Genomic DNA, 17,249 nt, shown 5'->3' with positions numbered 1-17,249 from the left:
TGGTGGCGAGGCTGATACGGCCGCTCACCTAGTGAGACACTTTTTATCCAGGGTATCGCCCAGAACTTGTCAGGGAAGACTTGGGCGGGTATAAGCCTGCTCACAACAACGATTCAGAAGCTTCAGAACAGGCCTGTTGTGGGCGTACCCGGCTCGCCGAGTTCTGCACGCACCGCCTCAAGTGCGGCCCGCACCGCCGGCATCTCCCGGTCACGCAGGGCCGCGGCCCGCGCCGCAGCGACGGCGTGTTCGCGCAGTTCGCCGTCAATGATGCTGACCTGATCGGCCACCCGGGCGTTCTCGGCGTCGTCGCGTTCACTAATCGCGGTGCTCAGCAGCGTCTCGACAGCCACCACCCGAGTGGCGACCAGCTGCTCCACCACGGACCGCAGCGATGCCGTCACCTCACCCGTCCAGCGGTCCACCACGACACGGTCGTGCAGCAGCGCGCGGGCATTCACCACCCAGGCGGTCACCGCCAGGCCGATCGCCACACCCGCCACCATCCCCGATGCAGCCAGGCCGGGAGTAAGACCCGCCACCAGCCTGCTCAGGGTCAGCGCGATACCCAGCCCGAACCCGGCGCCCAAGAGTGTTGTCAGCCGGATCTCCAATCGTCGTGATGTCAGTGGCGGGGCCACAACCGTCGGGAGCACCGCCGGGAGGTTCTCGAGGACCGGTGGCTGCACCGGCACACCCAACAGCTGCGCGACGTCGGCAAGGTGCGCGACGGCACCTTCGCCCACCTCGGCGACCACCTCCTGGACCCGGCCGCGCGTGTATGCCGCGAACCTGGCGATGTCCTTCCGGGACAGACCGGCGACGTGCTCCTGCAGCTCGACGCGCAGCAACGAACACCGATTGCGGGCAAAGTAGGACAATTTGACCCGAGCGTGCTGGATCTGCGCGCGCAGCGCGATGGTGTGTTCAGACTTCGATTGACGCCCCTGCCGCAGGACCGTGCGCCGTTGCTGGCGCAACGCGTCGACCCGTGCCCGCCGACCGGCGCTCTGTGCATCGCCATCGAACCGCCGCGCGACCATCAGAAGCCGGGATTCCCACGCACGCAACATGTTTCGCCGCGCGACAGCCGGATCGGCGAGCTGTTTCTGGATGGCGGCGACCAAGTCGTCCAGGTATGGCTCGCCCAGCTCAGGTGCGGCGGCCGCGCCAACCCAGGGCACCCGGGCGTAGCGGGACGCGCGCGCGGCCAGCCTGTCGCGGTTACTGGTAAGCACGTCACGCCAGCCGCGGTGCACGTCGATCTTGGACACCACAGCTACCACCGCATCGGTGTGCTCCGCGGCGGTGTCCAGCAACACGCAATCGGATTCGGTCAGCGCGGTTGCCGCGGAAACAACGAACACCACCGCCACCGGCGCATCGCCGGGTCCCAACTCTGCCGTCTCGACGAACCTACGCTGCGGCAGCCTTTCGGCCAGTGCCGCGCGCACACCGCTAACCCCGGCCAGCCACGGACCGGTCACCAGCACCACCTCGCGGCGGTTGATGACCGGCAAACCCAGCCCGGCAAGCCCCGGCGCGATCGCTGCCACCAGCTCGTCCACCCCGGCCGGGTCATCACTAGCCGCGCGGATCACGATGACTTCCGGTATCGGTGCAGGGGCATGCCGCCGGCCAGCGACCACAGCCGAAGGGATCCCCGAGCGATATCCGCGCCGCACGTGCGGTGCATGTCACCGTTGTCCAGGCTGTAACGATGCCACCGCACCGCCCGCGGCAGGTGGGCGGCCGGATCGTCCAACGGGCCAACGTCTAGCCCGACGGCCAGGGCTACGTCGACGGCGGCCGCCATCCGGGCGAGAACTGTGTCGTCGTCGCGCAAGAACTCACCGATCGGACCGCCGATCTCCTTGGCCTGCGCGGCCAGCGCCTCCAGCTCCGCGACCGCGTCAAGCAACCGCCGGTAGCGCACCTCAGAACCGGCGGCGGTGACCTTGTCGATGACGGCGTCGACACCGCTGACCCGGCGTAACAGGGTGCGGAGCTGCGCCGGGGTTCGCGAGGGCCGGCCCGGCCGGAACGCTGCCATGCCCAGTGCGATGCCGAACAGGTCGAGGGTGTCCAGCAACCGCAACCGTACCTCGGTAGGGACCGGCAGGGCTGCCGCCAGAAACCCCGCAACGGCTCGGTCGAGAGCGTCAAAGCCGTCGGGGTGGGCGGCTAGCGCCCGCAGCGCGGCCCGCAAGGTGTCATCAAGATCGTCGAGCGCCGCGACGGCGAGCAACCCGATCATGGACTCCATGGGGACCCCGAGGAGTGTAGAAAATTGCGCGCACCGGGCCTGCGCCATCACGATCGGACCTGCACCCGAGAGCGGGCCGGCCAGATCGGCCTTGTTCAACACCGCCACCACCGGGCGCCGGGTGGCGGCGATGGCTTCGCGGTCCTCGGGCTTGACTACCTCGACGGTGACGTAGACGACCAGGTCGACGTCAGAGTCGGCGGCGCGTGCTTGCGGTGTCACCGTCATGCCCGACGAGCTCCCAGCACCCTGCAGGGCGCGCGCCACCGTGCGGCAACCCACCCCGGGACGCCCACGGACCGCTACGCGCAGCGGTTCGGCGGCCCGCTGCGCGATCGCCACTACCCGCTGGTCGGCGGAGCTGGTGGCGAATCGCGCCAGCTCGTCGACGAAAATCTGGTGCCCTTGTCCGCGCATCTCCCACCCGATCGGTTCGTTCAGAATGGTGGCACCCTCGCCGCCGAGGCGCGAGTCAGCAGTTGTCCGCTACCCGCCGAAGGCAACTGTTGGGTATCAATCTGGACCAGGGGCGGCTACGCCGGGCGCTGATGGTCCACCATGGACAAATGCATGCGCAACCCGGGGTAGGGCTACGTCCCGACACACCGGTGGCATCGGGCCAGCTCCCCAGCACGAGCATCCGGTCGCGGCGGTCGGGGATCTCCAAGGCCCAACGCGAGACCTGGGAGCGACTTTGGCCGGAGCTTGGCCTCCTGGCGCTACCTCAATCCCCGCGCGGGACACCGGTGGATACCCGTGCCTGGTTTGGCCGTGACGCGCCGGTGGTGTTGGAGATCGGCTCCGGCAGCGGCACGTCGACGCTGGCGATGGCGAAGGCCGAACCCCATGTCGACGTGATCGCTGTGGACGTCTATCGCCGCGGGCTGGCTCAGCTGCTCTGCGCGATTGACAAAGTGGGCTCCGACGGGATCAACATCCGGCTGATCCTTGGCAATGCCGTCGACGTGCTGCAACACTTGATCGCCCCCGATTCGTTGTGCGGTGTTCGAGTCTTCTTCCCCGATCCGTGGCCGAAGGCACGCCACCATAAGCGCCGCCTGTTACAGCCGGCCACCATGGCCTTGATCGCAGACCGGCTCGTTCCCAGTGGTGTGCTGCACGCCGCGACCGACCATCCCGGCTACGCCGAGCACATCGCCGCGGCCGGCGACGCCGAACCCCGGCTGGTTCGCGTCGACCCCGACACCGAACTGCTGCCGATTTCGGTCGTCCGACCGGCTACCAAGTACGAGAGGAAAGCCCAGCTTGGGGGCGGCGCAGTCATCGAGTTGTTATGGAAAAAGCACGGTTGCTCTGAAAGAGACCTGAAAATTAGATGATGATGAGCCTGACCGAAGACGTGACTTCACAAACATCTGAATCCCTCGCCCGGCACTCGGTACTGGCGGAAGACTTATCGCAGGACGGGCTGACCAGTCTCGGTGCGCCGGGGGCACGGGTATTGCTGGTGTGGGACGCTCCCAACCTCGACATGGGTTTGGGCTCCATCTTGGGCCGCCGGCCGACAGCACTGGAACGACCACGATTCGACGCCCTGGGACGCTGGCTGCTGGCCCGAACCGCAGAGATTGTGGCCGGCCGTCCAGGCATCTCGACCGAACCGGAGGCCACCGTCTTCACCAACATCGCCCCTGGCAGCGCCGAGGTGGTCCGGCCGTGGGTGGACGCGTTGCGCAATGTCGGATTCGCCGTCTTCGCCAAACCGAAAGTAGACGAGGACAGCGACGTTGACCGCGACATGTTGGCGCACATCGACGAGCGCTACCGCGAAGGGCTCGCCGCGCTGGTGGTGGCGTCGGCCGACGGTCAGGCATTCCGCCAACCGTTGGAGGCGGTCGCCCGCAGCGGAACCCCAGTTCAAGTGCTCGGATTTCGTGAACACGCCAGTTGGGCGCTAGCGTCGGATACCTTGGAGTTCGTCGACCTGGAGGACATCGCTGGTGTTTTCCGGGAACCACTACCTCGAATCGGCCTCGATTCGCTACCTGAGCAGGGGGCTTGGCTGCAGCCGTTCCGGCCGCTGTCCTCGCTGTTGACCTCGCGAGTGTGACAGCCGACGTGTGTGACAACCAAAAAGCAATACGCGGGTCGCTGCCGATCCAGTAAGGAGCTTACGTGTTCGCCTGGTGGGGTCGAACTGTGTACCGCTACCGGTTCATCGTAATCGGGGTCATGGTCGCTCTATGCCTCGGCGGCGGCGTTTTCGGGCTGAGCCTCGGCAAGCACGTCACGCAGAGCGGCTTCTACGACGACGGCAGCCAATCGGTGCAAGCATCGGTGCTGGGCGACCAGGTCTACGGCCGAGACCGAAGCGGTCACATCGTCGCGATCTTCCAAGCCCCAGCCGGCAAGACCGTTGACGACCCGGCCTGGTCAAAGAAGGTCGTCGACGAGCTCAACCGGTTCCAGCAGGATCACCCCGACCAGGTCTTGGGATGGGCCGGCTACCTGAGAGCGAGTCAGGCGACCGGCATGGCCACCGCCGACAAGAAGTACACCTTCGTTTCCATCCCGCTCAAGGGTGATGACGACGACACCATCCTCAACAACTACAAGGCCATCGCACCCGACCTGCAGCGGCTCGACGGAGGCACGGTGAAGCTCGCCGGGCTGCAACCGGTGGCCGAGGCGTTGACCGGCACCATCGCCACCGACCAACGGCGAATGGAAGTGCTGGCGCTGCCGTTGGTGGCGGTGGTGTTGTTCTTCGTGTTCGGCGGCGTGATCGCCGCCGGCCTACCGGTGATGGTCGGAGGGCTGTGCATCGCCGGCGCGCTGGGCATCATGCGGTTCCTCGCGATCTTCGGTCCCGTGCACTATTTCGCCCAGCCCGTGGTGTCGCTGATCGGTCTGGGGATCGCCATCGACTACGGGTTGTTCATCGTGAGCCGGTTCCGCGAAGAGATCGCCGAAGGCTACGACACCGAGACGGCAGTACGGCGCACGGTGATCACCGCCGGACGCACGGTGACGTTCTCGGCGGTGTTGATCGTCGCGTCGGCGATCGGTCTGCTGCTCTTCCCGCAGGGTTTCCTGAAGTCGCTGACCTACGCCACGATCGCATCGGTGATGCTGTCGGCCATCCTGTCTATCACCGTGTTGCCGGCCTGTCTGGGGATCCTGGGCAAACACGTCGACGCGCTCGGCGTGCGGACCCTGTTCCGGGTGCCCTTCCTGGCGAACTGGAAGATTTCGGCCGCCTACCTGAACTGGCTCGCCGACCGCCTGCAGCGGACCAAGACCCGCGAAGAGGTCGAAGCCGGCTTCTGGGGCAAGCTGGTTAACCGGGTGATGAAGCGCCCAGTGCTGTTCGCCGCACCGATCGTCATCATCATGATTTTGCTGATTATCCCGGTGGGCAAGCTGTCATTGGGCGGGATCAGCGAGAAGTACTTGCCGCCGACCAATTCGGTGCGCCAGGCGCAGGAGGAGTTCGACAAACTCTTCCCCGGATACCGCACCAATCCGCTGACACTGGTGATCCAGACCAGCAACCATCAACCGGTCACCGACGCGCAGATCGCTGACATCCGCAGCAAGGCGATGGCGATCGGCGGATTCATCGAGCCGGACAACGATCCGGCGAATATGTGGCAAGAGCGTGCCTACGCGGTAGGCGCATCTAAAGATCCATCGGTGCGCGTCCTGCAGAACGGGTTGATCAACCCGGCTGACGCGTCGAAGAAGCTCACCGAGCTGCGCGCGATCACCCCGCCCAAAGGAATCACGGTCTTGGTCGGTGGAACTCCCGCCCTGGAGCTGGATTCAATCCACGGCCTGTTCGCGAAGATGCCGCTGATGGTGGTCATCCTGCTGACCACCACGATCGTCTTGATGTTCTTGGCGTTCGGCTCGGTGGTGCTGCCAATCAAGGCGACGCTGATGAGCGCTCTGACGCTCGGGTCCACCATGGGCATCCTGACGTGGATATTCGTCGACGGACACTTTTCGAAGTGGCTGAATTTCACGCCGACCCCGCTGACAGCGCCGGTGATCGGGCTGATCATCGCGCTGGTCTTCGGCCTATCCACCGACTACGAGGTGTTCTTGGTGTCCCGGATGGTCGAGGCGCGAGAGCGCGGCATGTCGACCCAGGAGGCGATCCGGATCGGCACCGCAGCCACCGGACGCATCATTACCGCCGCGGCGCTGATTGTTGCCGTCGTCGCGGGCGCGTTCGTGTTCTCCGACCTGGTGATGATGAAGTATCTGGCCTTTGGACTGATGGCGGCGCTGCTGCTGGACGCGACCGTGGTGCGGATGTTTTTAGTGCCATCGGTGATGAAGCTGCTCGGCGATGACTGCTGGTGGGCACCGCGCTGGGCCAGACGCCTGCAGACCCGCATCGGGCTGGGCGAGATCCACCTGCCCGACGAGCGCAAGCGGCCCGTCAGCAACGGGCGTCCCGCACGTCCTCCGGTCACAGCTGGGCTGGTTGCGGCGCGCGCCGCTGGGGACCCGCGCCCACCGCACGATCCGACCCATCCGCTGGCGGAGTCACCTCGACCGGCCCGCTCGAGTCCAGCAAGCTCACCGGAGCTCACGCCTGCCCTGGAAGCAACTGCCGCGCCGGCGGCGCCGTCTGGGGCGAGCACCACACGGATGCAGATCGGGTCGTCGACGGAGCCGCCGACAACCCGCCTCGCGGCTGCCGGTCGGTCCGTGCAGTCGCCAGCATCCACGCCGCCACCAACCCCGACCCCGCCATCGGCCCCGTCTGCCGGTCAGACCCGGGCTATGCCGCTTGCGGCGAACCGCTCCACAGACGCAGCCGGTGACCCGGCCGAACCCACCGCGGCCCTGCCAATCATACGGTCGGACGGCGACGACTCAGAGGCAGCCACTGAGCAGCTGAATGCCCGCGGCACGAGCGATAAGACGCGCCAGCGCCGCCGCGGCGGCGGCGCCCTGTCCGCCCAGGATCTGCTTCGCCGCGAAGGACGCCTTTAAACCTCGGTGAGGTGATCGGAAGAAACGTCTGCCACGTCGGCGAACGGATTCCCGCCCAGCAGCACCTGCACCGCATTGTTGAAGAAAGCGACCGTCGGGACGGCCAACAGGGCGCCGACGACTCCGGCAAGCACACCGCCAGCGGCAATGGCCAGCACCACGGCCAGCGGGTGAATCGACACCGCCCGACCCATCACCAGCGGCTGCAGTAAATGGGCCTCAAGTTGGTTCACCGCGATTAGCAAACCGACCGTGATCAGCGCGTAGCCAATGCCCTTGGCCAGCAGGGCCACCACCACGGCCAGAAACCCGGCGACCACGGCACCGATCAACGGAATGAAGGCACCGAAAAACACCAGCGAGGCCAGCGGTAATGCCAGCGGCACACCCATCACCGCCAGCCCCGCGCCCACCCCGGCCGCATCGGTCAATGCCACTAGGAAGGTGGCCCGCGCGTACCCGATCAGCGACGCATAACCGGCGCGCCCCGCCGCACGCACTCTGTCACGGACGCTGGCCGGGAAGGCCTTCGTGACGTACTGCCAGATGCTCCGGCCCCCGTAGAGGAAGAAAATGAGCGTGAACAGTACCAGCACCGCCGCGGTAACCAGCTCGGTAATGGTGGCTGCAGTCGACAATGCGCCACTGGTCAGCTTCGCCTGGTTGTTGCGCAGCGCCTCGATCGCGGCGTTGCCCGCGTTGTCGATCTGTTCGCCGCGCAAGTGCGCCGGGCCTTCGATCAGCCATCTGCGCGCGGAGTCGATGCTGCGCTCAACCTCGGTGACCAGATGCGGCAACCCCGCGATGAATTGGCTGACGACGAACGTCAGGATGCCGCCGAGAACCGCGAAACCGCTCAACAAGACCAGCGTCACCGCGACAGCGCGCGGCAGGCCCCGGGAGTCCAGCCAATCCACCGGCGGCACCAGCAACGCACTCAACATCAGCGCCAGCAACACCGGGACGACGATGACCTCAAACTTGTTGAGGACCCACAGCAGCGCGACCATCGCGGCCAGGATGACCAAGAACCGCCACGCCCAGGCCGCGGTCTTGCGAACCAGCGGTGCGACCGAAGCGTCATCCAGGCTCGCCGACATCCGGCAAGCGTAACGGGAACGGCGGCGTCGTAAGGTCGCGGCGGGTCGCGTCGAGCCCGCATAGTTACTTTGCCAGGCGGCACGATCCGGTCACGACCCCCCAACGAGGCTGACACGGTTAGCGATGTATCGCGATTACGGCGCCACCTGCACGGTTACCCTTAAGCACGTGTCGCACGACGCCCCCGCCCGCAACCTCCGCCAGCGCGTGGGGGCACTCCCTCGCACGCGGGTGGGGGCACCCCCCGCTGAGGGCGTACCCCCGCGCGGCAAGTACTGGTGGTTGCGATGGGCGGTACTGGCCATCGTCGCAATCGTGCTTGCTATAGAGGTGGCGTTGGGCTGGGACCAGCTCGCCAAGGCCTGGGTGAGCTTGTATCGCGCCAAGTGGTGGTGGTTGCTGGCCGCGGTGGCAGCCGCGGGCGCCTCGATGCACAGCTTCGCCCAGATTCAGCGAACCCTGCTGAAATCCGCCGGGGTGCACGTCAAGCAATGGCGGTCGGAGGCCGCCTTCTACGCCGCCAACTCGCTGAGCACCACGCTGCCGGGTGGGCCGGTGTTGTCGGCTACGTTCTTACTCCGTCAGCAACGCATCTGGGGCGCCTCGACGGTGGTGGCGTCATGGCAGCTGGTCATGTCGGGCGTGTTGCAGGCGGTGGGCTTGGCATTGCTCGGGTTGGGTGGCGCATTCTTCCTGGGCGCCAAGAACAACCCGTTCTCACTGCTGTTCACCCTGGGCGGCTTCGTCACATTGCTGCTACTGGCCCAGGCGGTGGCGTCGCGGCCGGAGCTCATCGAGGGGATCGGCAGGAGAGTTTTGTCGTGGGCCAACTCGGTTCGCGGTAGGCCGGCCGATGCCGGCCTACCGAAGTGGCGCGAGACGCTCATGCAGCTGGAATCGGTCAGCCTGGGCAGGCGCGACCTGGGCGTGGCGTTCGGTTGGTCGTTGTTCAACTGGATCGCCGACGTAGCCTGCCTCGGTTTCGCCGCGTACGCCGCCGGCGACCATGCCTCGGTCGGTGGGCTGGCGGTCGCCTACGCCGCCGCCCGCGCGGTCGGCACCATACCGCTGATGCCCGGTGGTCTGTTGGTGGTCGAGGCGGTGCTGGTACCCGGCCTGGTATCCAGCGGCATGCCCTTGCCGAGTGCCATCTCGGCGATGTTGATCTACCGGCTGATCAGCTGGCTGCTCATCGCCGCAATCGGCTGGGTGGTGTTCTTCTTCATGTTCCGCACCGAGAGCACCGCCGATTCCGACAACGATCGCGACCCGCCAACCGATCCAAACCTGCGACTTGTCATCCAACCGCAGGGCACACCCTGCGACGACCCGGTCGAAACCACACCGCAAGGTCCAGCGCCGACCCCTGACCTGCGACCAGAAGGCGGCGAGACACCGCCCCGGTAGGCGACCGCTGCCTCACGCTCGACTGCGCCGGACCCGGCGGCGGTCCGGCATCTACCGGCGGGCGCCCTGCACCGCCTGCATCAAACCGATCGCCTGCAGGCCGCTGATCGGCAGCGAGCACCGAGTCGAAAGATCGGTCAGCGGTTGCGAAAGCGCGTGCAGATCCGATGCGACCTTGGGATTCGCCTCGAAATGGGCCTTCAGCGATGCGACCGACCCCGGCCCTACCTGCTGCTGCAAGACCGCGGTCATCACCTGGTTGGTCTCTGGGTGTGAATCCAGGTAGTCGCCCATCGACTTGGCGACCGAACCGACCGTCCTCGCCACTTCGCTGGCCGCGCACGGGTCCGACGCGCCGGTCGCTGATGGTTCGGCCAGCAGCGCAACGGCGGCCCCCGGCAACGCGAGGGCGATCAGTACTGCCAACAGCCTGCGCCGCGTCGTCGCGGTGCCTGTCTTCATGGATGACTCCTTACGGTTTGCGACGGGTTTGCGACGGGTTTGCGACGGGTTTGCGACGGCCCGGCGGCCTGGGAGTTCCCGCCCCCGACGATCCGTCATCCTGCCATCTCGGCCCTCGGCGCCGCCAACTCCAGGTGCTGTGCGGTCCACGCCGAACGCATGCACGCGATCTTCGGTAGGCTCGCGGGCACGCACTGCGCGAGAGTACGGGGAGTCCGAAATCCAGCAGTTCATGATGCGCTTGAGCCGCAACCTGCGCAGGTGCCGTTGGTTGGTCTTCACGGGTTGGTTGCTGGCGTTAGTGCCGGCGGTTTACCTGGCGATGACGCAGTCGGGGAATCTAACCGGTGGCGGTTTCGAAGTCGCCGGGTCGCAGTCATTGCTGGTCCACGACCAACTCGACGCGCACTACCCGGACCGGGGAGCCCCGGCGCTGGCGCTGGTAGCGGCCCCCCGACCGGATGCTAGCTACCAAGACATCGACAATGCCGTCGCGCTACTGCGACAAATAGCCAGCGAACTGCCTGGGGTGACGGAGGCACCCAACCCCACCCAACGGCCCCCGCAACCGGACCGGCCGTATGTGGTGTCGCTGCGGCTGGACGCCCGCAACGCGGGCACCAGTGACGTCGCCAAAAAGCTGCGCGACCGAATAGGCGTCAAAGGCGATCAGTCCGGGCAAACTGCCAACGGCAAAGTGCGGCTCTATGTCATCGGGCAGGGCGCGCTGTCCGCGGCCGCGGCGGCAAACACCAAACACGATATTGCCAACGCCGAACGCTGGAACCTGCCTATCATTCTGATGGTCCTGGTTGCGGTTTTCGGCTCGTTGGCCGCCGCAGCGATCCCGCTGGCACTCGCCGTTTGCACGGTCGTCATCACCATGGGCCTGGTGTTTGTGTTGTCGATGCACACCACCATGTCGGTGTTCGTGACATCGACCGTTTCGATGTTCGGCATCGCGCTTGCCGTCGACTACTCCCTGTTCATCCTGATGCGCTACCGCGAGGAACTGCGTTGCGGACGCCGGCCGCCCGACGCGGTCGACGCCGCGATGGCCACTTCGGGGTTGGCTGTGGTGTTGTCCGGTATGACGGTCATCGCGTCGCTGACCGGGATCTACCTGATCAACACCCCGGCGCTGAGATCGATGGCCACCGGGGCGATTCTCGCGGTCGCGGTTGCGATGCTGACGTCGGCCACCCTGACACCTGCCGTGCTAGCAACATTTGCCCGCGCGGCGGCCAAGCGGTCAGCGTTAGTGCACTGGTCGCGGCGGCCGGCAAGCACGCAATCTTGGTTCTGGTCCCGCTGGGTCGGGTGGGTGATGCGCCGACCCTGGATCACAGCACTGGCGGCATCGACCGTGCTGCTTGTCATGGCGGCACCGGCAACCTTGATGGTGCTGGGCAACAGCTTGCTGCGCCAGTTCGACTCGTCACACGAGATCCGCACCGGCGCAGCGGCCGCGGCCCAAGCGCTGGGGCCGGGCGCGCTGGGCCCGGTTCAGGTGCTGGTCAGGTTTGACGCCGGCGGTGCGTCCGCACCCGAACATAGCCAGACAATCGCCGCAATCCGTCATCGGATCGCACAGGCGCCCAACGTCGTTTCGGTGGCCCCACCGCGATTCGCCGACGACAACGGCAGCGCTTTGCTCAGCGCGGTGCTATCGGTCGATCCCGAGGATTTGGGCGCCCGCGACACCATCACCTGGATGCGGACCCAGCTACCCCGGGTTGCCGGCGCGGCACAAGTGGACGTCGGCGGGCCGACCGCTCTGATCAAGGATTTCGACGACCGGGTGTCCGCGACGCAACCGCTGGTGCTGGTCTTCGTGGCGGTGATCGCGTTTTTGATGTTGTTGATCTCAATCCGCTCGGTGTTCCTGGCGTTCAAGGGCGTGCTGATGACGCTGCTGTCGGTGGCCGCCGCCTACGGCAGCCTGGTGATGGTCTTCCAGTGGGGCTGGGCACGGGGGCTCGGTTTCCCGGCGCTTCATTCGATCGACAGCACCGTTCCCCCGCTGGTCCTGGCGATGACGTTCGGGTTGTCGATGGACTATGAAATCTTCCTGCTTACGCGAATCCGGGAGCGGTTCCTGCAGACGGGCCAGACCCGCGACGCGGTCGCGTACGGTGTGCGCACCAGCGCGCGCACGATCACCAGCGCCGCGTTGATCATGATCGCGGTGTTTTGCGGGTTCGCGTTCGCCGGCATGCCGCTAGTGGCCGAGATCGGCGTGGCGTGCGCGGTCGCGATCGCCGTGGACGCCACCGTCGTGCGGCTGGTGCTGGTACCGGCATTGATGGCGATGTTTGACCGATGGAACTGGTGGTTGCCCCGATGGCTGGCCCACATCTTGCCGTCGGTCGACTTCGACCGACCGCTGCCGAAAGTCGACCTCGGTGACGTCGTGGTCATTCCTGACGACTTCGCCGCGGCGATCCCGCCCAGCGCGGATGTGCGGATGGTGCTCAAGTCGGCGGCCAAGCTCAAGCGACTTGCGCCGGACGCCATTTGCGTTACCGATCCGCTCGCCTTCACCGGGTGTGGATGTGACGGTAAGGCGCTCGACCAGGTGCAGCTGGCCTACCGCAACGGCATCGCCCGGGCGATATCATGGGGCCAGCGCCCGGTGCACCCGGTCACCGTGTGGCGCAAGCGGCTCGCGGTCGCCCTCGACGCGCTTCAGACAACCACCTGGGAGTGCGGGGGGGTGCAGACTCACCGGGCGGGCCCCGGCTACCGGCGGCGCAGCCCGGTGGAGACGACCAACGTCGCATTGCCCACCGGTGACCGCTTGCAGATCCCAACCGGCGCGGAAACGCTGCGCTTCAAGGGCTACCTGATCATGTCCCGAAACAGCAGCCACGACTACGCCGACTTTGCTGACCTGGTCGATACGATGGCACCCGAAACCGCCGCCGCGGTGCTGGCTGGGATGGATCGGTACTACTCTTGTCAAGCACCCGGGCGGCAATGGATGGCCACCCAGTTGGTTGGTCGCCTGGCAGATCCGCAACCGTCTGACCTCGGTGACCAGTCGCCCGGAGCTGATGCCCAGGCAAAGTGGGAAGAGGTCCGGCGGCGTTGCCTGTCGGTGGCCGTGGCGATGTTGGAGGAGGCGAGGTGACGTTGGCAGCCGAGCCACACCCCGCACCGCCGCAACAACCCACCGTCGCGTGGAGCGAGCCGGACGTCGACCGGCGGGTCGAGTTCTGGCCTACCGTCGCCATTCGTTCGGCGCTGGAAAGTGGCGACATCGCCACCTGGCAACGCATAGCGGCCGCGCTCAAGCGCGACCCCTACGGGCGGACAGCACGCCAAGTCGAAGAAGTCCTCGAGGGCATACCGGCGACCGGCATCGCCAACGCCTTTTGGGAGGTGCTGGACCGGGCCCGTACTCACCTAGACGCCAATGAGCGCGCCGAGGTGGCCCGTCAGGTTGGGCTCCTGTTGGACCGCTCTGGCCTGCAACGACAGGAATTCGCGTCGCGCATTGGCGTCACAGCGCAGGACCTGACCGCCTACCTCGACGGCATCGTGAGCCCGTCGGCCTCGCTGATGATCCGGATGCGGCGGCTGTCGGACCGGTTCGTCAGAGCCAAATCCGTACGTGCCGCCGACTCTTAGCGAGCGTTGATCGGCGTCACGTCGAGCACCAGCCAGCCGCTGCCCCGCTTGGTCAAGGTCACCCGCAGCGCTCGCGCCGCTTGACTGGTCGGCTGGCCGGGAATGCTTTGGCTAACCCGCAGAATCACCGCAACACTGGCTGCCGACGGCCCGATCGCCTCCACGCCGGCCGCCAGCGTAGCGGCCTGGGCCGTAACACCGCGCCGTGCGAGATCGGCGCTGGACTTGGCGTATTGCTCCTTGAACCCGCCCGCATGTTCGGGCACCATCATCGCCGCGGCCCGGTCAACAGCGGCGGCCGGTGCGCTCGGGGAGAATGACGCGACCGTCTCGGCCATCCCCGTGGCAAGATGCACCACTTCCCGGGAATCCCGATTGAAGTCGCGGTCCGGTGTCGTCCAGCGCAGGTACCCAGTCACCACCGCCGCCGAGATCGCGGCGGCGCACAGGAAGACAACGGCCAGTCGCAGCCCGGGCGCATCGTCGTCGGTACCGACGGTTACCGAATCACGACGCAACAGCCAGAAGTTGATTGCCACACCTTCGACCACCAGCAGCACCAACACCGAGCACGTCGAAACCCACCACAGGGGCCAGCCGAGCAAGACGCCGATCGCGGCCAGGGCGGCGATCGTGGCCAGTGGTGCCAGGACATCGAACACCACCAGCCGCCAAGCATTTCTCATCGAATCGACTCCAACCGGGAGATCATCAGCTTGCCGTCCACATCGGAGACATCGAGCCGCAAGTTCCAGTGCACGGTCTGGGGTTTGGCGCCGGCGTTCTCACTGACCGACGTCGCGACCAGCAGCACCGAGTCGGTGCGAGTGGCAAACGGTGGCAATTTCGTGGTTACTACCGGTCGGGCGGCACCGGACTGGGTATCCAGCTCGCGGTGCACCGTATCGATCGCTACCGCCTCGATCCTGCCGCTGCTGTGCGTCCGCAACTTCTCCACCACCTGCCGGTAGGGCTGCACGACAGCGTCGAAGTCGGTGTTGAGTTGACCGACCGTTCCGTCGTGCAGTCGCTGCAGGCTGGCATCGATGTTGTCGGCGTTCATGTTGATCAGCACGGCCGTCCATTCAGCGGCGGTCAGCATGACCCGGGTCAGGTAGGTACGCTCGCCGGAGTCATCGCGGTGTGCGGACCAGATCATCGCACCCAGCACGACCGCGGCGACCGATAGCACGCCGAGTAGTGTCGAGGCGATACCGTAGGTCGAGAACATCGGACCGGCTGATGATTTGGGTTCGGCCGCGGCGGCCTCCGCGGCGTCGGGCCGCGAGTCGTCTTCCGCATCTTCTTGGGCCGGTGGCTGGCTCTGCTCCCCGTCAGGCATGGCCCGATCGTTGCACCCGAAAAGAGGTGGAAGGATGGCGGGGTGACACTTGCCATCCCCTCGGGTATCGACCTGAGCCACATCGACGCTGATGCCCGACCCCAAGACGACCTGTTCGGCCACGTTAACGGCCGCTGGCTGGCTGAACACGAGATACCAGCGGACCGAGCGACCGACGGCGCCTTCCGTAGCCTGTTCGACCGCGCCGAGACACAAGTGCGAGACCTGATCATCCAGGCCAGCCAAGCAGGTGCTGCGGTAGGCACCGATGCGCAGCGCATCGGCGACCTCTACGCCAGCTTCCTCGACGAGGAAGCCGTCGAGCGCGCAGGGGTGCAACCGCTGCACGACGAATTGGCCACGATTGACAGCGCGGCCGACGCCACCGAATTGGCCGCCGCCCTTGGCACTCTGCAACGTGCCGGCGTGGGCGGCGGCATCGGAGTCTATGTCGATACCGATTCCAAAGACTCGACCCGTTACTTGGTGCATTTCACCCAATCCGGCATCGGATTACCCGACGAGTCCTACTACCGTGACGAGCAACACGCCGCCGTGCTAGCGGCCTACCCGGGGCACATCGCCCGGATGTTCGGCCTGGTGTACGGGGGCGAGAGCCGTGACCATGCCAAAACCGCGGACCGCATCGTCGCGCTGGAGACCAAACTCGCCGACGCGCATTGGGATGTGGTGAAGCGCCGCGACGCCGACCTTGGCTACAACCTGCGCACGTTTGCCCAGCTGCAGACCGAAGGGGCGGGTTTCGACTGGGTCAGCTGGGTGACCGCATTGGGGAGCGCTCCGGACGCCATGACGGAACTGGTTGTGCGCCAACCTGATTACCTCGTCACCTTTGCCTCGCTGTGGGCGAGCGTTAACGTTGAAGACTGGAAATGCTGGGCGCGTTGGCGTTTGATCCGCGCCCGGGCCCCCTGGCTGACCCGCGCCCTGGTCGCCGAGGACTTCGAATTCTACGGCCGCACGCTTACCGGCGCACAGCAGCTTCGGGACCGTTGGAAGCGTGGGGTGTCACTGGTGGAGAACCTGATGGGCGATGCCGTCGGAAAGCTCTATGTACAACGCCATTTCCCGCCGGATGCCAAGTCCCGCATCGACACCCTGGTGGACAACCTGCAGGAGGCGTATCGGATCAGCATCAGCGAGCTGGATTGGATGACGCCGCAGACCCGGCAACGCGCGCTAGCGAAGCTGAACAAGTTCACCGCCAAAGTCGGCTATCCGATCAAGTGGCGCGACTACTCGAAGCTGGCGATCGACCGCGACGACCTCTACGGTAACGTCCAGCGCGGCTACGCCGTCAACCATGACCGCGAGCTAGCCAAGCTTTTCGGCCCGGTTGACCGCGACGAGTGGTTCATGACACCACAAACCGTCAACGCCTACTACAACCCGGGGATGAACGAAATCGTCTTCCCCGCAGCGATTTTACAGCCACCATTTTTCGATCCGCAGGCCGACGAGGCCGCCAACTACGGCGGGATCGGGGCGGTGATCGGGCACGAGATCGGGCACGGTTTCGACGATCAGGGCGCCAAATACGACGGCGACGGCAATCTGGTCGATTGGTGGACCGACGACGATCGCACCGAGTTCGCCGCCCGCACCAAAGCGTTGATCGAGCAGTACCACGCTTACACGCCGCGCGATCTCGTCGACCACCCCGGCCCGCCTCATGTGCAAGGCGCGTTCACCATAGGCGAGAACATCGGCGACCTGGGCGGGCTGTCGATCGCCCTGCTGGCTTACCAGCTCTCGCTGAACGGCAACCCCGCTCCGGTTATCGACGGGCTGACCGGCATGCAACGGGTGTTCTTCGGCTGGGCACAAATATGGCGAACCAAATCGCGTGCAGCCGAAGCAATCCGCCGGTTGGCGGTCGATCCGCACTCCCCGCCGGAGTTCCGGTGCAACGGTGTGGTTCGCAACGTGGACGCTTTTTATCAGGCCTTCGACGTCACCGAGGATGACGCGCTGTTTCTGGACCCGCAGCGCAGGGTCCGGATCTGGAACTAGGCTAAGACCCCGCGAGCAGACGCAGAATCGCCC

13 protein-coding genes are annotated in these 17,249 nt (G+C 66.1%); 7 read left to right on the top strand and 6 right to left on the bottom strand.

Annotated elements, in window-relative coordinates:
* Positions 1-122 precede the first annotated feature (122 nt).
* Positions 123-1,601, bottom strand: a complete 1,479-nt coding sequence (locus FF952_RS01125) for a hypothetical protein (protein WP_003401208.1) — start codon at positions 1,599-1,601, stop codon at positions 123-125.
* Positions 1,598-2,683 carry a hypothetical protein gene (locus tag FF952_RS01120; protein ID WP_003401206.1) on the bottom strand — a complete coding sequence of 362 codons (1,086 nt, stop codon included), beginning with the start codon at positions 2,681-2,683 and terminating at the stop codon, positions 1,598-1,600. The genes FF952_RS01125 and FF952_RS01120 overlap by 4 nt, the downstream gene beginning before the upstream one ends.
* Positions 2,684-2,814: 131 nt before the next feature.
* Here FF952_RS01120 and trmB point away from each other — a divergent pair, with 131 nt between their 5' ends.
* The 3 genes from trmB to mmpL3 all read left to right on the top strand — a co-directional run bounded on the left by trmB (position 2,815) and on the right by mmpL3 (position 7,237).
* A complete protein-coding gene (gene trmB, locus FF952_RS01115) occupies positions 2,815-3,606 on the top strand; it encodes a tRNA (guanosine(46)-N7)-methyltransferase TrmB (RefSeq protein WP_003401204.1) in 792 nt (263 codons plus the stop codon).
* 2 nt (positions 3,607-3,608) lie between these two features.
* Positions 3,609-4,337, top strand: coding sequence for an NYN domain-containing protein (locus FF952_RS01110; RefSeq protein WP_003401202.1), 729 nt, complete (start codon positions 3,609-3,611; stop codon positions 4,335-4,337).
* A 65-nt stretch (positions 4,338-4,402) separates the two neighbouring features.
* Positions 4,403-7,237, top strand: coding sequence for a trehalose monomycolate exporter MmpL3 (mmpL3, locus tag FF952_RS01105; protein WP_003899855.1), 2,835 nt, complete (start codon positions 4,403-4,405; stop codon positions 7,235-7,237).
* Here mmpL3 and FF952_RS01100 read toward each other — a convergent pair.
* Positions 7,234-8,337, bottom strand: a complete 1,104-nt coding sequence (locus FF952_RS01100) for an AI-2E family transporter (RefSeq protein ID WP_003401196.1) — start codon at positions 8,335-8,337, stop codon at positions 7,234-7,236. The genes mmpL3 and FF952_RS01100 overlap by 4 nt on opposite strands.
* Positions 8,338-8,506: 169 nt before the next feature.
* Here FF952_RS01100 and FF952_RS01095 point away from each other — a divergent pair, with 169 nt between their 5' ends.
* Complete coding sequence (locus FF952_RS01095) at positions 8,507-9,745, top strand: lysylphosphatidylglycerol synthase transmembrane domain-containing protein (RefSeq protein WP_003901825.1); 1,239 nt, start codon at positions 8,507-8,509, stop codon at positions 9,743-9,745.
* 51 nt (positions 9,746-9,796) lie between these two features.
* Here the strand turns inward: FF952_RS01095 and FF952_RS01090 are convergent, their stop codons facing one another.
* Entirely contained in the window at positions 9,797-10,207 is a 411-nt protein-coding gene (locus tag FF952_RS01090; protein ID WP_003401194.1) for a hemophore, read from the bottom strand.
* 232 nt (positions 10,208-10,439) lie between these two features.
* Between FF952_RS01090 and mmpL11 the strand changes: the two genes are divergently transcribed.
* Together mmpL11 and FF952_RS01080 are read left to right on the top strand one after the other, a co-directional pair.
* Entirely contained in the window at positions 10,440-13,340 is a 2,901-nt protein-coding gene (gene mmpL11, locus FF952_RS01085; RefSeq protein WP_003401190.1) for an RND transporter MmpL11, read from the top strand.
* A complete protein-coding gene (locus FF952_RS01080; protein ID WP_003401187.1) occupies positions 13,337-13,840 on the top strand; it encodes a hypothetical protein in 504 nt (167 codons plus the stop codon). Before mmpL11 ends, FF952_RS01080 begins: the two co-directional genes overlap by 4 nt.
* Here the strand turns inward: FF952_RS01080 and FF952_RS01075 are convergent.
* Positions 13,837-14,526, bottom strand: coding sequence for a hypothetical protein (locus tag FF952_RS01075; RefSeq protein ID WP_003401184.1), 690 nt, complete (start codon positions 14,524-14,526; stop codon positions 13,837-13,839). The genes FF952_RS01080 and FF952_RS01075 overlap by 4 nt on opposite strands.
* Positions 14,523-15,182 carry a hypothetical protein gene (locus FF952_RS01070; RefSeq protein ID WP_003401181.1) on the bottom strand — a complete coding sequence of 220 codons (660 nt, stop codon included), beginning with the start codon at positions 15,180-15,182 and terminating at the stop codon, positions 14,523-14,525. The genes FF952_RS01075 and FF952_RS01070 overlap by 4 nt, the downstream gene beginning before the upstream one ends.
* A gap of 42 nt (positions 15,183-15,224) precedes the next feature.
* Here FF952_RS01070 and zmp1 point away from each other — a divergent pair, with 42 nt between their 5' ends.
* The gene (gene zmp1 / locus FF952_RS01065) at positions 15,225-17,216 is read left to right on the top strand and encodes a zinc metalloprotease Zmp1 (RefSeq protein ID WP_003401172.1); all 1,992 of its coding nucleotides are present in this window, start codon (positions 15,225-15,227) and stop codon (positions 17,214-17,216) included.
* Positions 17,217-17,249: the final 33 nt, after the last annotated feature.

Source organism: Mycobacterium tuberculosis complex sp. N0072, from assembly GCF_030323725.1.
Lineage (GTDB): Bacteria > Actinomycetota > Actinomycetes > Mycobacteriales > Mycobacteriaceae > Mycobacterium > Mycobacterium tuberculosis.
This window is presented reverse-complemented; position numbering and strand designations above follow the sequence as displayed.